The 14,731-nt window shown below is 66.2% G+C and carries 9 protein-coding genes and 1 pseudogene; 9 read left to right on the top strand and 1 reads right to left on the bottom strand.

Features of this window, described 5'->3' with window-relative positions; translation table 11 throughout:
• The first annotated feature begins 36 nt into the window (after positions 1-36).
• From AC1RHV_RS25845 to AC1RHV_RS25805, 9 genes are all read left to right on the top strand, one after another.
• Positions 37-849, top strand: coding sequence for a fimbrial biogenesis chaperone (locus AC1RHV_RS25845; protein WP_119450220.1), 813 nt, complete (start codon positions 37-39; stop codon positions 847-849).
• A gap of 17 nt (positions 850-866) precedes the next feature.
• The gene (locus tag AC1RHV_RS25840; RefSeq protein ID WP_175213056.1) at positions 867-3,371 is read left to right on the top strand and encodes a fimbria/pilus outer membrane usher protein; all 2,505 of its coding nucleotides are present in this window, start codon (positions 867-869) and stop codon (positions 3,369-3,371) included.
• A 41-nt stretch (positions 3,372-3,412) separates the two neighbouring features.
• Positions 3,413-4,426: a fimbrial protein gene (locus tag AC1RHV_RS25835; RefSeq protein ID WP_181953350.1), complete on the top strand. Its 1,014-nt coding sequence runs from the start codon at positions 3,413-3,415 to the stop codon at positions 4,424-4,426.
• 35 nt (positions 4,427-4,461) lie between these two features.
• A complete protein-coding gene (locus AC1RHV_RS25830; protein WP_119450217.1) occupies positions 4,462-5,262 on the top strand; it encodes a winged helix-turn-helix domain-containing protein in 801 nt (266 codons plus the stop codon).
• 338 nt (positions 5,263-5,600) lie between these two features.
• A complete protein-coding gene (locus AC1RHV_RS25825; RefSeq protein ID WP_054457690.1) occupies positions 5,601-6,161 on the top strand; it encodes a fimbrial protein in 561 nt (186 codons plus the stop codon).
• Between the two features lie 13 nt (positions 6,162-6,174).
• Positions 6,175-6,906 carry a fimbrial biogenesis chaperone gene (locus tag AC1RHV_RS25820; RefSeq protein ID WP_313387544.1) on the top strand — a complete coding sequence of 244 codons (732 nt, stop codon included), beginning with the start codon at positions 6,175-6,177 and terminating at the stop codon, positions 6,904-6,906.
• A gap of 81 nt (positions 6,907-6,987) precedes the next feature.
• Entirely contained in the window at positions 6,988-9,609 is a 2,622-nt protein-coding gene (locus AC1RHV_RS25815) for a fimbria/pilus outer membrane usher protein (RefSeq protein WP_492302239.1), read from the top strand.
• Entirely contained in the window at positions 9,606-10,367 is a 762-nt protein-coding gene (locus AC1RHV_RS25810) for a fimbrial biogenesis chaperone (protein ID WP_225589052.1), read from the top strand. The genes AC1RHV_RS25815 and AC1RHV_RS25810 overlap by 4 nt, the downstream gene beginning before the upstream one ends.
• A gap of 36 nt (positions 10,368-10,403) precedes the next feature.
• Positions 10,404-11,594 (top strand): fimbrial protein, encoded by a 1,191-nt coding sequence (locus tag AC1RHV_RS25805; protein ID WP_054457693.1) that lies wholly within the window; start codon positions 10,404-10,406, stop codon positions 11,592-11,594.
• A gap of 908 nt (positions 11,595-12,502) precedes the next feature.
• On the opposite strand, the pseudogene AC1RHV_RS25800 reads toward AC1RHV_RS25805, so the two are convergent.
• Positions 12,503-14,689: pseudogene (locus AC1RHV_RS25800) on the bottom strand (two-partner secretion domain-containing protein); the annotation flags it as partial.
• Positions 14,690-14,731: the final 42 nt, after the last annotated feature.

Below are 14,731 nucleotides of genomic sequence, written 5' to 3'. Positions count from 1 at the left end.
AAGCCTACTCGCAGCAGGCGGTTCCACGAGAACCCGATGGCTTGCGAGCACAACATCGAGATCCCCATGCTGAAAGACATCGCGCAACGGTTCGTGCACAAGGCGCGGCCCTTCATGATTTTCGCCCTGGCGGCCACGCTGGCCCACGCCAATGCGGCAGCCGGCGTGCTGGTCGGCGGCACCCGCGTCATTTTCAACGAGAAGGACCGCGAGTCCTCCATTCCCGTCAAGAACACTGGCGTGTCCCCTTACGTCGTGCAGGCCTGGATCGATGCAGGCGAAGGCGCTGCCAAGGCGCCGTTCGTGGCAAGCCCGCCGCTGTCGCGGCTGGACCCAGGCCAGGAAAACGTGCTGCGCATACTGCGCCTGGCCGGCAATCTGCCTCTCGACCGCGAATCGGTGTTCTGGCTCAACGTCAAGGAAATCCCGGAAAAAAGCCAGGACGAAAACGTACTGCAGATCGCGGTGCGCACCCGCATCAAACTGTTCTACCGGCCGTCGGGCCTGGCGGGCAAACCCGGCGAACAGCGTCAGCAGTTGCAGTGGGCGGTCGCCGCCGGCGGCAGAGGCGCTGTGCTCAAGATCGCAAATCCGTCTGCCTATCACGTCACCTTCGCCACGCTGAACGTCAATGGCGGCCAGCAGGAGATCAACGGCGGCATGGTGTCGCCCGGCGGCACCCTGGAGTACCCCTTGTCCGGGCTGTCCGCGCCCAGGGACGTGGACGTCGTGTTCACGACCATCAACGACTACGGCGCCGAGACCCCCGAGGAAAGAGTCCGCGTACCCAGCGCCCAAGTTCCGGTCCACGTCAAGGCCGAGCCCGTCGCGCCTGCCGCAAGCCGTTAATGCCCGGAGCTCATGCAATGAATGGCGTATCGCAGGGTCGCATGCCCCCTTTCGCGGCATTGGCATCGCTGTTGCTGGGCCTGGCTTCCTTTTCCGCTCAGGCCGCCGAGCCGGCGGGCACGGTCTTCAATCAGGAGTTCCTGGGCACGGGCGGAGACCAGCCGCAGGCAGACTTGTCCATCTTCAGTTTCGGCAATAGCGTGCTGCCGGGCGAGTACCTGGCCGACGTGTTCGTCAACGATCAGTCCATGGGCGCGAGCCGAATCATCGTCGAAGTCCAGGAGGGCCTCAAGCAGCCCTCGGTCTGCCTGACCCGCGGCCAATTGGAGAACTGGGGCGTCAACATGGCCGCGCTGCCCGAATCCGCCGGCGCGGACGGCGCCTGCGTGGACCTGCCCGCGCTGGTGCAAGACGCCGCCGTGAATTTCGATGGCGGCAAGCAACGGCTGTATCTGAGCATTCCGCAGGCCGCGCTCAAGCGCGCGGCGCGAGATTCAGTCGACCCGTCGCGCTGGGACAAGGGCATCACCTCGGCCCTGCTGGACTATCAGCTCAATATGTCGCGCCAGGGCGGAGGCAACTCCTCCAACCGCGGCGCCGAATCGCCCTACGCGGCCTACGCCGGATTGCGCGGCGGCTTGAACTTCGGCGACTGGCGCCTGCGCCACGCCTCCAACTACAACCGCGGCACCAACGGTCGCGGTGAATGGCAGTCGCTGGAAACCAATCTGCAGCGCGACCTGCGCTCGATCAACGGCCAATTGCTGCTTGGCGACGGCAACACGCCGGGCAACTTTTTCGATAGCGTGCCATTCCGCGGCGTGCAGGTCTCTTCGGACGACTCCATGCTGCCGGACAGCATGCAGGGCTACGCGCCGACCATACGCGGCATCGCCCAGACCAATGCGCTCGTCACTGTCAGGCAGAACGGCTACATCGTCTACAACGCCTATGTCGCGCCCGGCGCGTTCGTGCTGGACGACCTGTACCCGTCGTCCTCCGGCGGCGACCTGGAAGTCACCATTACGGAGTCGGACGGCCGCCAGACCCGTTACGTGCAGGCCTATGCCTCCGTGCCAACGCTGTTGCGCGAAGGCACCTGGCGCTACAGCGCCACCGCCGGACGCTATCGCAGCGCCTCCGGATCCGACGAGCGTGAACCCACCTTTGTGCAAGGCACGATCGCGCGCGGCCTGGGCCAGGAATTCTCGTTGTATGGCGGCATCACCGCGGCCAGCATCTATCAATCCGCCCTCGTGGGCGTAGGCAAGAATCTGCGCAGTTTCGGCGCGATTTCGTTGGACCTGTCGCACGCGCGCACCTCCACCGAGCGATTGAAAACGCAGGGCCAGTCCGTGCGCTTCCTGTATGCCAAATCCCTCGACGAAATCGGCACCAACTTCCGCGTCGCCGGCTATCGCTATTCCACCAGCGGCTACCGGACCTTCCGGGAAGCGACCGGCGTCGACGATTTCGAGCCGGGCTACAAGATGCCCAGCCGCCGCAACGAACTGCGATTCGAGGTAAGCCAGTCGCTGGGCTCTTGGGGTTCGGTCTACGCCTCGGCGCGCCAACAGTCGTACTGGCAGACGAATCAAAAGGAGCGGCTGATCCAGGTCGGATACTCCGGTTCCTACAGACAGGTCAGTTACAACGTCTTCGTCGACATGAACACCGGCCGCAGCGGTTCGAATGACCGCCGGGTCATGCTGTCGATGTCGATTCCGCTGGGCGCTTCGGGCAGCAGCGCCCACTACTCCCTGACCACCGGCAACAATGGCGAGACCAGCCACGCGGCCACCGTTTCCGGCTCCGCGTTCGAAGACAACCGGCTCAGCTACAACCTGACTGCGGCGACCTCCAACCAGAACGGCGTCAACAGCTCCGGCAACGCCTACTACTTGTCCAGGATCGGCCGCTTCGACCTGGGCGCGTCGCAGGGACGCAACTACAACCAGATCAACGCGGGGCTGTCAGGCGGCATCGTCGTCCATGCCGGCGGCGTGACGTTCGGCCAGCCTCTGGGTGAAACCGTGGCGCTGGTGCACGCTCCGTCGGCGGAGAACGTGCGCTTTGAATCGCATCCGGGCGTCAGCACCGATGCCAGCGGCTACGCCATCGTGCCGAGTCTGAGCCCGTACCGCTCCAACCGTCTGGCCATGCTCACCGCAGACCTGGGCGACACCGTCGAAGTCAAGAACGCGGCGGTGAATCTGGTCCCCACTCGCGGCGCGGTGATACGTGCCGGATTTGAGACGGTGGTTGGCTATCGCCTGATGCTTACGCTGACCCGCAAGGACAACAGCGTGGTGCCGTTCGGCGCGCGCATCGACAACGAGGCTGGCCAGGAAATCGGCATCGTCGGGCCGGACGGCCAAGCCTTCGTGACCGGCGCGCAGCAGTCCGGAACGATGCGCATCGTCTGGGGCCGCGGCGCAGCCGACAGCTGTGGTGTGTCCTACACCCTGCCGCAAGAGGACCGCCCCGCTCCCATACGCGAAGTCGCCTACATGTGCCTGTGATGCCTGGCTTGGCGATTGCAAGCTTGAGGAATGAAAAACAAATGAAAGACTCTCGGATCAAGAAAAAAAGATGCGCTGCCGGCATGCTGGCACTGTCGTGCATGGCGTTGATGCTGGGTGCATATGCGCCGCAAAGCCTGGCAGCGTGCGCCCTGGGAGAAGGCATCGCCCGGAATGTGATCAACATCTCCTTGGGCAATATCGTCGTCCCGCCGGAAAAGGGACCGAGCAGGGTAGTGCCGATCGCGGATAGACGATTTCCCATCAGCCACAAAGGCAACGCGCTTCTCGTCTGCAAGGATGGAGGGGGAAAGGCGCTAGCGTCCCTGCACAAAGGTACGGTCGTAGACGATACCCACATCTATCGCACCAACATTCCCGGTATCGGCATACGCATCGGAATGCGACCGGGCGATCACGTCGGAACCTTCTATTTCCCGACGACCTGGTCCCTCTCCGGCACAGGCACGGAGACGACTATCGGCAACAAGGGCTGGATTCACGTCCAGCTCTTCAAGATCAGCTCCGACACCGGCAACGGAGCCCTGGAGGAAGGGACTTACGCCACGCTGTACGCGCAGGACGCGCCAGGGGACTCCCTGAAAGTGATACTCACCGGCAGGACCACGGCCATTGTCACTCCGTCGTGCACCGCCGCTCCCACTCCGCCCGTACAGCTGGGAAAGGTCTGGAAGAACCTGTTCAGCTCGGTCGGCAGCACAGCAGCCGAACAACGCTTCAACATCAAGCTGAACTGCCGCGAGGCCAAACCCGAACTGAACGCTGTCTACCTGCGCATGGACGCAAAACCCCACGCGTCAGGCGCGCCCGGCGTGATCGCCTTGAGCCCCGACGCCAATTCCGCCACCGGCGTCGGCATCCAGCTCCTGGACAAGGACCGTCAGCCGGTCAAGTACGGCGACAGCGCCTTGGTCGGCATGTCCAAGGACGGCGTCTATGACGTGCCGTTCCACGTCCGCTACTACCAGACCGCAAACCAGGTGACGGCCGGCGCGGCGAACGGCACCGCCACCTTCACGCTTGAATACAAATGATCTTCCCAGCTTCCACGAACCACAGGCCATCGATCATGAAAAAGCCCGCATTCAACCACACCGTCCATGTCTGCGTCGAAGCCGTAGAGCCAGCGGCGACGCTAGTCCAAGGGCTGGGCGACCGCGCCCAGATGGTGTGCCTGACCCAATCCGCGCTCCGCTTGCAGGAACAGCTGGCCGAACCCGGATTGCACTACGTCGTCATGCACGGCAGCGTCGAATGGCTGGCCGCCATGCTGGGCGCGCGGCGCGGCCCCTACGTCACCGGACTGGTGGTCATGATCACCGCCAACGATTCCTCCAATGCGCGGGCCGAACTGATATGCGCCGGCGCCGACGCCTGCCTGGCCTCGAACGCGGGCATCGACGAACTGCTGGCGGCGCTGAGCAGCCTGGAACGCCTGTCCTCGGCATTGCGTACTCGCCTGCAGCGCGAAGCCACCCCCGCCGCCGACGCCCTGGCGCGGCAGCGGCGCGCCTTGACCGGCACAGTCGCGACAGTCCGCGTCACGCCGGTCCGGGAATGGGCCCTGATCGAAGCGGAGAAAACGCTGCGCGCGCCTGACAGCGCCGGCAAGATCGCGTTGAGCAACAAGGAATTTGCGCTGCTGTCGTGCCTGCGCGGGCATGACTTCCAGTACTGCAGCATTGCGGATCTGCACCGCGAAGTGTGGCCGGATGCGGCAAGCCGCCCCATCCACCTGCAACGCGCCATCGTCTCCAGCGTGGTCGGGCGGCTACGCCGACGGGCGCGCATGGCGGGAATCGAGCTACCGCTGCGCACAAGCTATGGACAGGGCTACACCTTCGTCCATCCGCTGAACAACGCCAACTAGCGACGGCGCCAATCGCGACGCTGCAATGGCGGCGGTTGGCTCCCGATCAACGCGACCCTGCGCAAATTCGTATTTCTCAGATGCGGAAATCGATGTCTTCCGACTAAATTTCCCGCCCCCGCGCCATAAAGTATCCGTACTCGCCGGCCCGCGCAGATTCGAGCGCACAACCGACGGGTACGAGCCGCCTGGATATCGCCGCATTCGCGGCGTCGGGCCTTACATGAATCCCCAAAAAGATCGCTGCCTTCCGGATGCGCAAGGACCGTCCCGGTCCGACCCGCGCCCGGGACGGTCTCGATCGCCGCGGGCAAGCCTAGCTTCAAAGGAAATACAACATGAAACGCAGTCTCGTCGCCTCTCTCCTGGCCTCCGGAGCCCTGGTCTCCGTGCTCGCGCCGGTGCCCGCCCACGCGGTTGACGGCGTCATCAACTTCATGGGCGTTATCCGCGCTCCCGGTTGCGACATCAACGGCAACACCCCGGGCCTGGGCAACACGCAGACCGTGCAGCTGGGCACGCCCACGCCGGAGGAAGTCGGCCTGGGCAATGCCGTCGAAGCCGAGTTCCAGCTGAATCTCGCGGGCGGAGCAGGCTGCACCGACGGCCGGAAGGTCCGCATCATGTTCGACCCGACCAACGCCACGCCAGCGGGCAACCTGGCGCTGCTGGATGCCGACCGCGCGCCCAACGTCGAGATCCAGATCCGCAACAACGCGACCGGCAACACCGGCATCATTCCCATTGGCGGTTCGGAAACCACGCCGCAGGTCGCCACGATCACGGGCAATCCGGGGACGGCGGAACTGAAGTACGCCGCCAAGTATGTCGAGGTCGGCGGCGCGGCGGGCGCAGGCTCCGGCGCGTCGAGCATCAAGTATCTGCTGTCCTACAACTAAGCGCGGGCCGGTCATGGCGTCGATAGCGCGCATCGTTTCATCCCTGGCTGCCGTCTGCGCCATGACCCTGTGTTCCTGGGCTACACCGGTCCGGGCCGGACTGGTGCTGCAAAGCACGCGCCTGGTCATCTCGCCGGATTCCCGCGACGCGACGCTGGCCATCCGCAACGCGGGCGCCGGTCCCGTGCTGGCGCAGAGCTGGCTGGACGACGGCAATGCAGACAGGTCGCCGGCGGACATGCGCGTGCCTTTCGTCCTGGCGCCAGCGGTCGTGCGGGTGGACCCGGACAGCGGCGCGGTGCTGAGGATCTCATACACCCGCGAGCCGCTGCCCGCCGATCGCGAGAGCCTGTTCTATCTCAACGTGTTGGAAACGCCGCCGCGCGATCCGAACGAAGCCAATGTGCTGATCTTCCAGTTCCGGTCGCGCATCAAGGTTTTCTTCAGGCCAGCCGCGCTGCGTCCTCACGTTCAAGCCGCGCCGGCGCTGTTGAGCTGGAGGCTGCGCGGACGCGCGCTGGAAGTTACGAACCCGACGCCTTATTACGTCTCCTTCGCCAGCGTCGATCTGGTCGCAGGCGACAAGCGCACCGCACTCGATGGCGGCATGGTCGCGCCATTCGACAAGGCGCGCTTCGAATTGCCGTCCCGCGCGGCCAAACCCGCAGGCCGGGTCTCGGTCGAGTACGAGGTCATCACCGACTACGGCGGAACCACGAAGACAAAGCAGGCCGTTACCGAGTAAAGGCGCGGCGCAGCTTGCGCCCGCGAACCACAGAGCTGACACGTCCCGATGGAAAATCTACACGCAAGGGCTTGCCCCCGCTTGCCAGACCCCGCTCGTCCAGCGAATCGGCGCCAGGCGGCGGAAAGGCTCGCATCCGGTCTTGCCGCCGCGCTGGCGGTCTGGGTCGCTCCCGTACAAGGCAAGCAGGCGTTCTTCGACCCGCAGATGATGTTCCAAGGCGCAGGCGGCACGACCATCGACACGAGCCGCTTCGAGCGCGGCAACTTCATGGAGCCCGGCCGGCACAAGCTGGACGTCTACGTCAACGGCCAGTGGCGCGGCGTGGAGGAGGTCCCGTTCCGCCTCCTGGCCGGCAGCGCCAGCGCCACGCCGTGCTATGACAGCGCATTGCTGGCGCGCCTTGGCCTGGACGTCGACAAGGCCGCGCGCGGCGAGGGCATGCTTGCGCTATCCTCGACCGCAGCCTGCGGCGAGCTGTCGCGCTACGTGCCCGGCGCGCAGGTCAAATTGGAGGTGGCCGAGCAGAAGCTCTATCTCACCGTGCCCAAGTATTATCTGCGCCTCTCCACGCCCGGCGCCTACGTGGATCCATCGAACTGGGACTTCGGCGTGACGGCGGCGCGGCTGAACTACAACAGCAACCTCTTCACCTCTGAAAGCCGCGGCATGCGCACCACGCGTGGCTATGCGGGCCTGAATGCAGGCGTCAACGTGGGCGCGTTCCGGCTGCGCCACTACGGCAGCGCGACCTGGTCGCCGGGCCATGGCGCGAACTATCAGCGCGGCTATACCTATCTGAAGACCGACGTACCGGCGTGGAAGTCGCAGCTGTTGATGGGAGAAAGCTCCACCGACGGCGACCTGTTCGACTCCGTATCGTTCCGGGGCGTGCAGCTGGCCAGCGACGAACGCATGCTGCCCAGCGCGTTGCGTTCCTACACCCCAGTTGTCCGCGGCACGGCCAACAGCAATGCCCAGGTGTCGGTGTACCAGCGTGGCTACCTCGTCTACGAAACCACCGTGGCGCCCGGCCCCTTCGCGCTCGAAGACCTGCAGGCGGCGGGATATGGCGGCGACCTGGACGTGCGTATCGTGGAGGCGGACGGCAGCGCGCGCAGCTTCGTCGTGCCCTTCGCCACCACCGTCCAACTGCTGCGGCCCGGCACCAGCCGCTACAGCCTGACGGCGGGGCGGGCGATAGATCTGGGCATGGGCAGCAGTTCGCAGTACTTGCTGCAGGGCACGTTCAAGCGCGGGCTGGGCGACATGTACACGGGTTACGGCGGTCTCGCTTTCACCCGGCACTATGGTTCCGCGCTGGCCGGCGCCGCGGTGAACACCGCGCTGGGCGCATTCGCGGCCGACGTCACGCTATCCCGCGCCGAGCTTCCGGACGAAGGCACGCGGACGGGCGCCAGCTACCGCCTGTCGTACAGCAAGAACCTGCCCAATAGCGGCACCAACTTTTCGCTCCTGGCCTACCGCTATTCCACCAGCGGCTTCGTGGGCTTGCGCGAGAGCATCGCCCTGCAAGGCGCGCCACAGCGCTACCGCTGGTTCGGCGACGTGGGCCGCACGCGCGGACGGCTCGACGCCAACATCAGCCAGCAGCTTGGCGTCAACGGCGGAAACGTCTATCTGTCGGGGTCGGCCATCCAATACTGGCAAGGCCATGGCAACACCATCAACTTCGCGCTGGGCTACAGCAACCGTTGGCGCGACATTTCCTATTCCTTCGGCGTGCAGCGCATGCAAAACCTGGCCACCCGAAATTCGTACCGGGGCGGCGGCCGCGACAACTCCACGCTGGTCACCGTGAACCTTTCGATTCCCCTGGGCCGGGCCGAGCGCGGCGCTCCCATGCTCAACAGTTACTACAGCGCCGATTCCCGCGCCGGCGCCAACTTCACCACCTCGGTCGCGGGCTCGATGGGCGAGTCCGACCAAGGCACCTATTCGGTATCCGCCTCTCATGCCAGCCGCGAGAACGCCAACTCGGCAAGCGCAAACATCGGCTACCGCCTGCCGCAGTCCTGGGTGGGAGCGGGTATTTCGCAGGGAGCGGGCTTCCGCCAGGCATCGCTGAACGCGTCGGGCGGCGTGCTTGTCCATGCTGGCGGAGTGACCTTCTCGCAGACGCTGGGGGAAACGGTCGCGCTGGTACGCGCCGACCACGCGCAAGGCGCGCAGATCGGCTACGGCGGCGACCGCCTGGACGCCCGCGGCTATGGCGTCGTCGCCAGCCTGAGCCCCTACCAGCTCAACACCGTCGACATCGATCCGCGCGGCATCCCCGACGACGTGGAGCTGCAGGCCAGTTCGCGCAACGTGGCGCCGCGCGCCGGCGCAGTCGTGCTGCTGTCCTACCCGACCCGCGTGGCCCGGCCGGTGCTGATCGATGCCCGCCAGGCCGACGGCGCCGCGCTGCCCTTTGGCGCGGAAGTGCTGAACGCCGCCGACGGCAAGCCGGTGGGCGCGGTGGGTCAGGGCAGCCGCATCGTCATGCGGGTGGAACAGGATCAAGGCCGCGTCATCGTGCAGTGGGGACCGGGGCCGCAGCAGCGCTGCGCCATCGACTACGCCCTACCCGAGCGCGCGCGGCAGCGCGCCCGGGGCTACGATGAGATTTCGCTCACCTGCGCGCCGATGCCGGCGGACGGCGGCAGGCCCACGGCCCCCGGCCCGCTGGCGCGCCGATGATGGGCCTGCTGCGCGCATGCGCACCGCGCCTGACCGCCGGCCTGCTGATGGCCTGCATGGCAGCCTGGGCGCATGCGGACCTGACCGTGGTTGGCACACGCTTCATCTATCCAGCGCAAGCCAGGTCGCTGACGATACGCACCAGCAACTCGGGGGAGACGCCCATCCTGGTGCAGACCTGGCTGGACCAGGAGCAAGCGCAGGCGCGCACCGATCCCAGCAAGCTGCCCGTCCCTTTCGTGCTGACGCCCCCGGTCTACCGGCTGGATGCCGGGGAGCGCAAGGCGCTGGAGCTGCGCTACACGGGCGAACCCCTGCCGGGCGACCGCGAATCGGTGTTCTGGATCAATTTCCTTGAAATCCCTTCGCTGCAGCCGTCGCGCCGCAACCAGTTGCAGCTGTCGTTCCGGCTGCGGATGAAGGTCTTGTTCCGTCCGCCGGCGCTGCAAGGCGATCCTCGGGAGGCCCCGGCGCAAGTCGCGTGGAAGTACCGGCGCTCTGGAGACGCCGCTGCGCCATGGCAGCTGGAAGCGCACAACCCCACCCCTTTCCATGTGTCGCTGGCACGGCTGGAGCTTCCCGCCGCGGCGGGCGTGCAGCGCCTGGACGGTTTGACCGTGCCGCCGTACGCCACCTCCCGGTTCGCGCTACCCGCCGGCCATCAACCCCAGGCGCACGCAAGCACGCTGCGCTACGAGGCCGCCGATGACGCCGGCGACCTGATCCACGGCGCGGCAGCGCTCGCAGCCGCAAACTGAGTCCAAGCCGATCCCGGCATCCAGGAGTACACCCTGATGAGCAAGCTCCCCATCCCCGCGCGCACCCATGCGATCGACAAGCCTGCACGGGCCGCCCTCCTCCTGCTGGCCGCCGCGATGGCATTGCCGTGCGCCCCGGTTCGCGGCGAACTGGTCATGAACCGCCCTGCCATCCACTGCAGCCAGTCGAACCAGGCCGGCGGCCCCTGGCGTGAAGTCTCGCCGCTGACCAGTTCCTCGCAGATTGGCGATGTGCTGTTCGAGCGGGGCGCCGGGCTTTTCAACAATTTCCAGCTTGGCTCGGGCGTGGGCGCAGGCGTCCTCCACGAATTGGTTGCGGCGGCGCAGTGGGGTCCCAACGCAGGCGTGGCCGCCGACGGCACGGCGCAGACAAACGTACCCGGCATCGGGCTGCAGGTATCCGTCATGGGCGCGGACGGCATCGAAAGACGGATCAAACCCGGCGCGCTGCCCGTGGTCATGGACAAGCGTCCCGTGTACTACGACACCGCCGGGTCCGCGTCGCAGAAAAACTCCACCGTCACCGAGTACATCCAGCGCCTGGTACTGACCGACGCCGCGGCCAACCTGCCCAGCGGTGAACTGAAAGTGACCGGCGTGGACCCCAACATCACGCTGATGCTCTATGCCGTCAACTACCAGCAGGGCGCGGTGGGCTACGGCGAGGCCATCCAGAACTTTCCCGTCTGGACACCGGGCATTACCGGCGTCTGCGGCAGTCTGCCGTTTTCCTACCAGGGCACCGGCGTCATCGGCATTGGCGGTGGCACGGGGGTAATCGTCCCCAACAAATGCGAGGTCGGCGCCTACCGGACGATCCCAGTCTCGCTGGGAGACCTGCCCCTCTCGCTCTTCGATACACCGGGAGCCACCTCGCCAGCCAAGGAATTTTCCATCGTGCTCACCCAATGCAGCGCCTCGGCCAAGCCGACCATTACTTTTGCCGACAAGTACGGCCCCAACACCGATCCCCATGTGCTGAACCTGAAGCCCGGCTCCGAAGCCGCCGAGGGCATAGGCATTGCCATGATCAACGATACCGGCAAAGTCCCGGTCCGCTTCGGCGCCGCGTATGACATGCAGCGCGTCGGCGACCAGGCCGTGCTGATGCTGCGAGCCCACTATCTCCGCACGGCGCCGGTCGACGGAGCGGTCAAGGCCGGCATCGCCGATGGCAGCGCGGAGTTCACCTTCGAGTTTCCCTGAGGCCAGGGCGCCTCATGCCAACAGGGCCACGGACGCGCGCGTCCATGGCCCTGTTCATGCACTGTCGATCAACGCTCGACAATCCCGTAGTTCAAGCCCACCGGCGGCACCAGGGATGCCAGCCCCAACGTGCTGTTGGCGCGCAGCACGCCGTAGTTCGCGCCGGCCAGGCCGCCATAGGTATGCTGAAGGGAGTTCACGAAATTCACCTTGCCGCTCGCGCTGGAATAGGAGATTTCGCCCTGGTTCAACCCAGCAATGCCCCCCAGCAGGGCGCGGCTCGTGCCACCCACTTCGCCCGAGGAAGAGGACTGCCGGACCTCTCCCATGTCGCCGTTCTCTCCCACCACGCCACCGGCACGGCTGTTGACGCCGCCGTAGACATTGCCATTGGCCATCGCCGAAACGATCAGGCCCTGATTGGCGCCGACCAGCCCCCCGACCGCACTGCCCTGCCCCGCTGTCACGTTGCCGCTGGCGTTGACCGTGCCCAGCGTGCCGGTGTTGTAGCCGACCAGTCCCCCGCTGTACCCATAGTGTCCGCCAGCAACCTTGCCGCGGGCGACCGAGGCTTCTATCGTGCCGCTGTTATAGCCGGCCAGACCGCCCGCCCGGCCTCCATTCCGGTTGTAGCCGGCCTTGACCTCGCCACCCGCCTCCGCCGTATCGATGCGTCCATCGTTGGCGCCGACCAGGCCGCCCACATTGACGCCATAGGCGGCCGTCACATCGCCTGCGGCCTTGACGTCCAGCAGCAAGCCGCCGTCGCTGTTGCGCCCTGCGAAGCCGCCGGTGGAGCCGCCGCCCTCGGCACTGACGCCACCTTCGGCGGCCGAGCCTGAAATGGCTCCGCTATTCAACCCCACCAGGCCGCCGGTGTATGCATCGCTGCCGTTCTGCACCCGTCCGGTCGCAAGCGAGCGTTCGATGTCGCCGCCCAGATTGCTGCCCACCAGCCCGCCCACATTGTGGCCAGCTCCCGTGGCTTGCGTGCCGGCGTGGCTGGCGGCGTCCGCGATCAGGCCGCGGTTCACGCCAACCAGACCGCCCATGCCGCCCAGCTCATCGCGCTGCATCGCTCCCGATACGACATTGCGCGAGACGCTGCGCGTAATGACGCCGCGGCTCGTCGCGGAATTCAGGTTTTCACCTGCCAGCCCGCCTATGGCGATCGTGCGCGAACCTGCATATACGCTGCCGGCGACGGTGGCGCGGTCGATACTGCCGCCGGCGTTGGTGCCCACCAGGCCGCCCACCACGTTACGGTGATACGAACTGCCCTTCACGTGCATCCCGGACGTGGATACGTTGACGATCTGGCCCGAGTTGCGGCCCACCAGCGCGCCCACCGACATGGATGCCGCGCCGGTGGCAGGCGCATTGACAGCCATCGACGCCAGGTTGACATTGCTGATGCTGCCGGACGAGGCGGCGAACAAGCCCACGTTGGGACCCGCGCCGCTGACCGAATAGCCGCTGAGCGTATTGCCCAGACCGTCGAAGACGCCTGAAAAGATGCCATGCGGACCGCCTATGGCCTGGATCGAGCCGCGTCCGCTCAGCTTGTTGCCTAGCACGTACAGGCCGCTCAGGTTGCGGTCGATGTCCTGCAGCTGGGCGAGGCTCTGGATCACCGCGTAACGCTGGCCATGGGCGCTGAAGGATGCGCCTGCGCCGGACAGCGTGATCACCGCCCCTTCGCCCAGAATATGGCCTCCGGGCGCCTGCAAGGACAAGGCACCGTTGATGCCGGTAATGGCAGTCTTGCCGTTAAGCGCGATTTCTCCGCCGGCGGACATGGCGATGGCGACGTTCTGGCCGGTTGCGGCCAGGTCTGCGTTGACCGTGATATCACCCGCCGCAACCAAGCCTAGCGTGTTGCCGCTGTGCCAAGCGATCGGGCCATTGAGCGCGACGTCGCCCGCAGCGCCTTCCAGCACGATGTTGGTGGCCGCGAGATTGCTGGCGACGGTGTCCGCGTGCACCGTGACGTTTGCCGCGGTGGCGTTTTCGCCCACCGTCACCCCTGCCGACGCGATGCGCCAGGTGCCGCTATCGCCGTTCAATGCCCGCGTGTCGACCTCAGTGCCAAGCCGCACGGCCACCTGCTGCCCCCGCATCTCCACCTCGCCGCCGTTGCCTGGCGAGGCAAGCGCGCTGGCATTCAGCTTGCCCGCAGCCACCACCACACCGGCGCCTCCGCCGTCCAACGTAATCTTGCCGCCTTGACCCTGCAGCGTCTTCGCTTCGATGATGCCCTGGCTGTTGACCACCGTGCGCAAGGCCGCTCCCGCGGCGCTGGCCGTCATCAGGACCTGCCCGCCGTCGGCGCTCAGCATGCCGCCATTCTCGGCCAGGGCGGACAGCGCGGCGCCATCCATCCGCAAATCGAGCAAGCCGTTGCCGTCGAAGTTCACAGTGAACTCTGCGCCGGCTGCCAGCGCGATCCGCCCCAGCCGCGCCTGGATCACACCCTGATTGCTGACCTTGGCGCCCAGCAGCGCGACGCTGCCGCGGTCGCGCGCGGCAATCACGCCCTGGTTCAATACGGAGGCCTCCGATGGCCCGGCGAAGCGATAGTTGCCCGCGTTGAAATCGGCGTCGGAAAGCTGCTTGGTCGACGCTACCAGTCCGCCCACGTTGACCTCCGCGCCCCTGCCGAAGACGATGCCGTTGGGGTTGACGACGAAAACCTGGCCATTTGCGTCCATGCGTCCCAGGATCGAACTTGGCGACAGGCCGTTCACCCGGTTCAGCGCGATGGATCCGACGCCAGGCTGGTTGAAGGCGACACATTCGTCGGCGCCGATACTGAAGCTGTTCCAATCGATGATCAGCTTTTGCGTGTGCTGATTGATCGACACCTGTTTCTGGTCCAGCGTGGTGTGGATATCGCCTATGCCATTGCCGGCCGCGATCGTCCCTCCCGTCGGCGCAGCATGCGCGCCAGACAGGCCCGCCAGCCCGATCAGGGCCAGCGCCGCAACGCGGCCGCGCCTGCCGCCGCCGCATTTTCCATGGCGGCGCGCCGACTCGCGCGCCACGCTCCAACTTTGTCTGGCCTCGTTCCATACCAATGCATATGTCTTGTTCATGATTGCCTCGCGAGAATGGCGCATCCGCCGCCACGGCAGACT

The organism is Achromobacter sp. GW823-FHT04E03 (genome assembly GCF_058796095.1).
The sequence above is the reverse complement of the archived record's forward strand: the minus strand, read 5'-3'. Positions and strand labels throughout refer to the sequence as shown.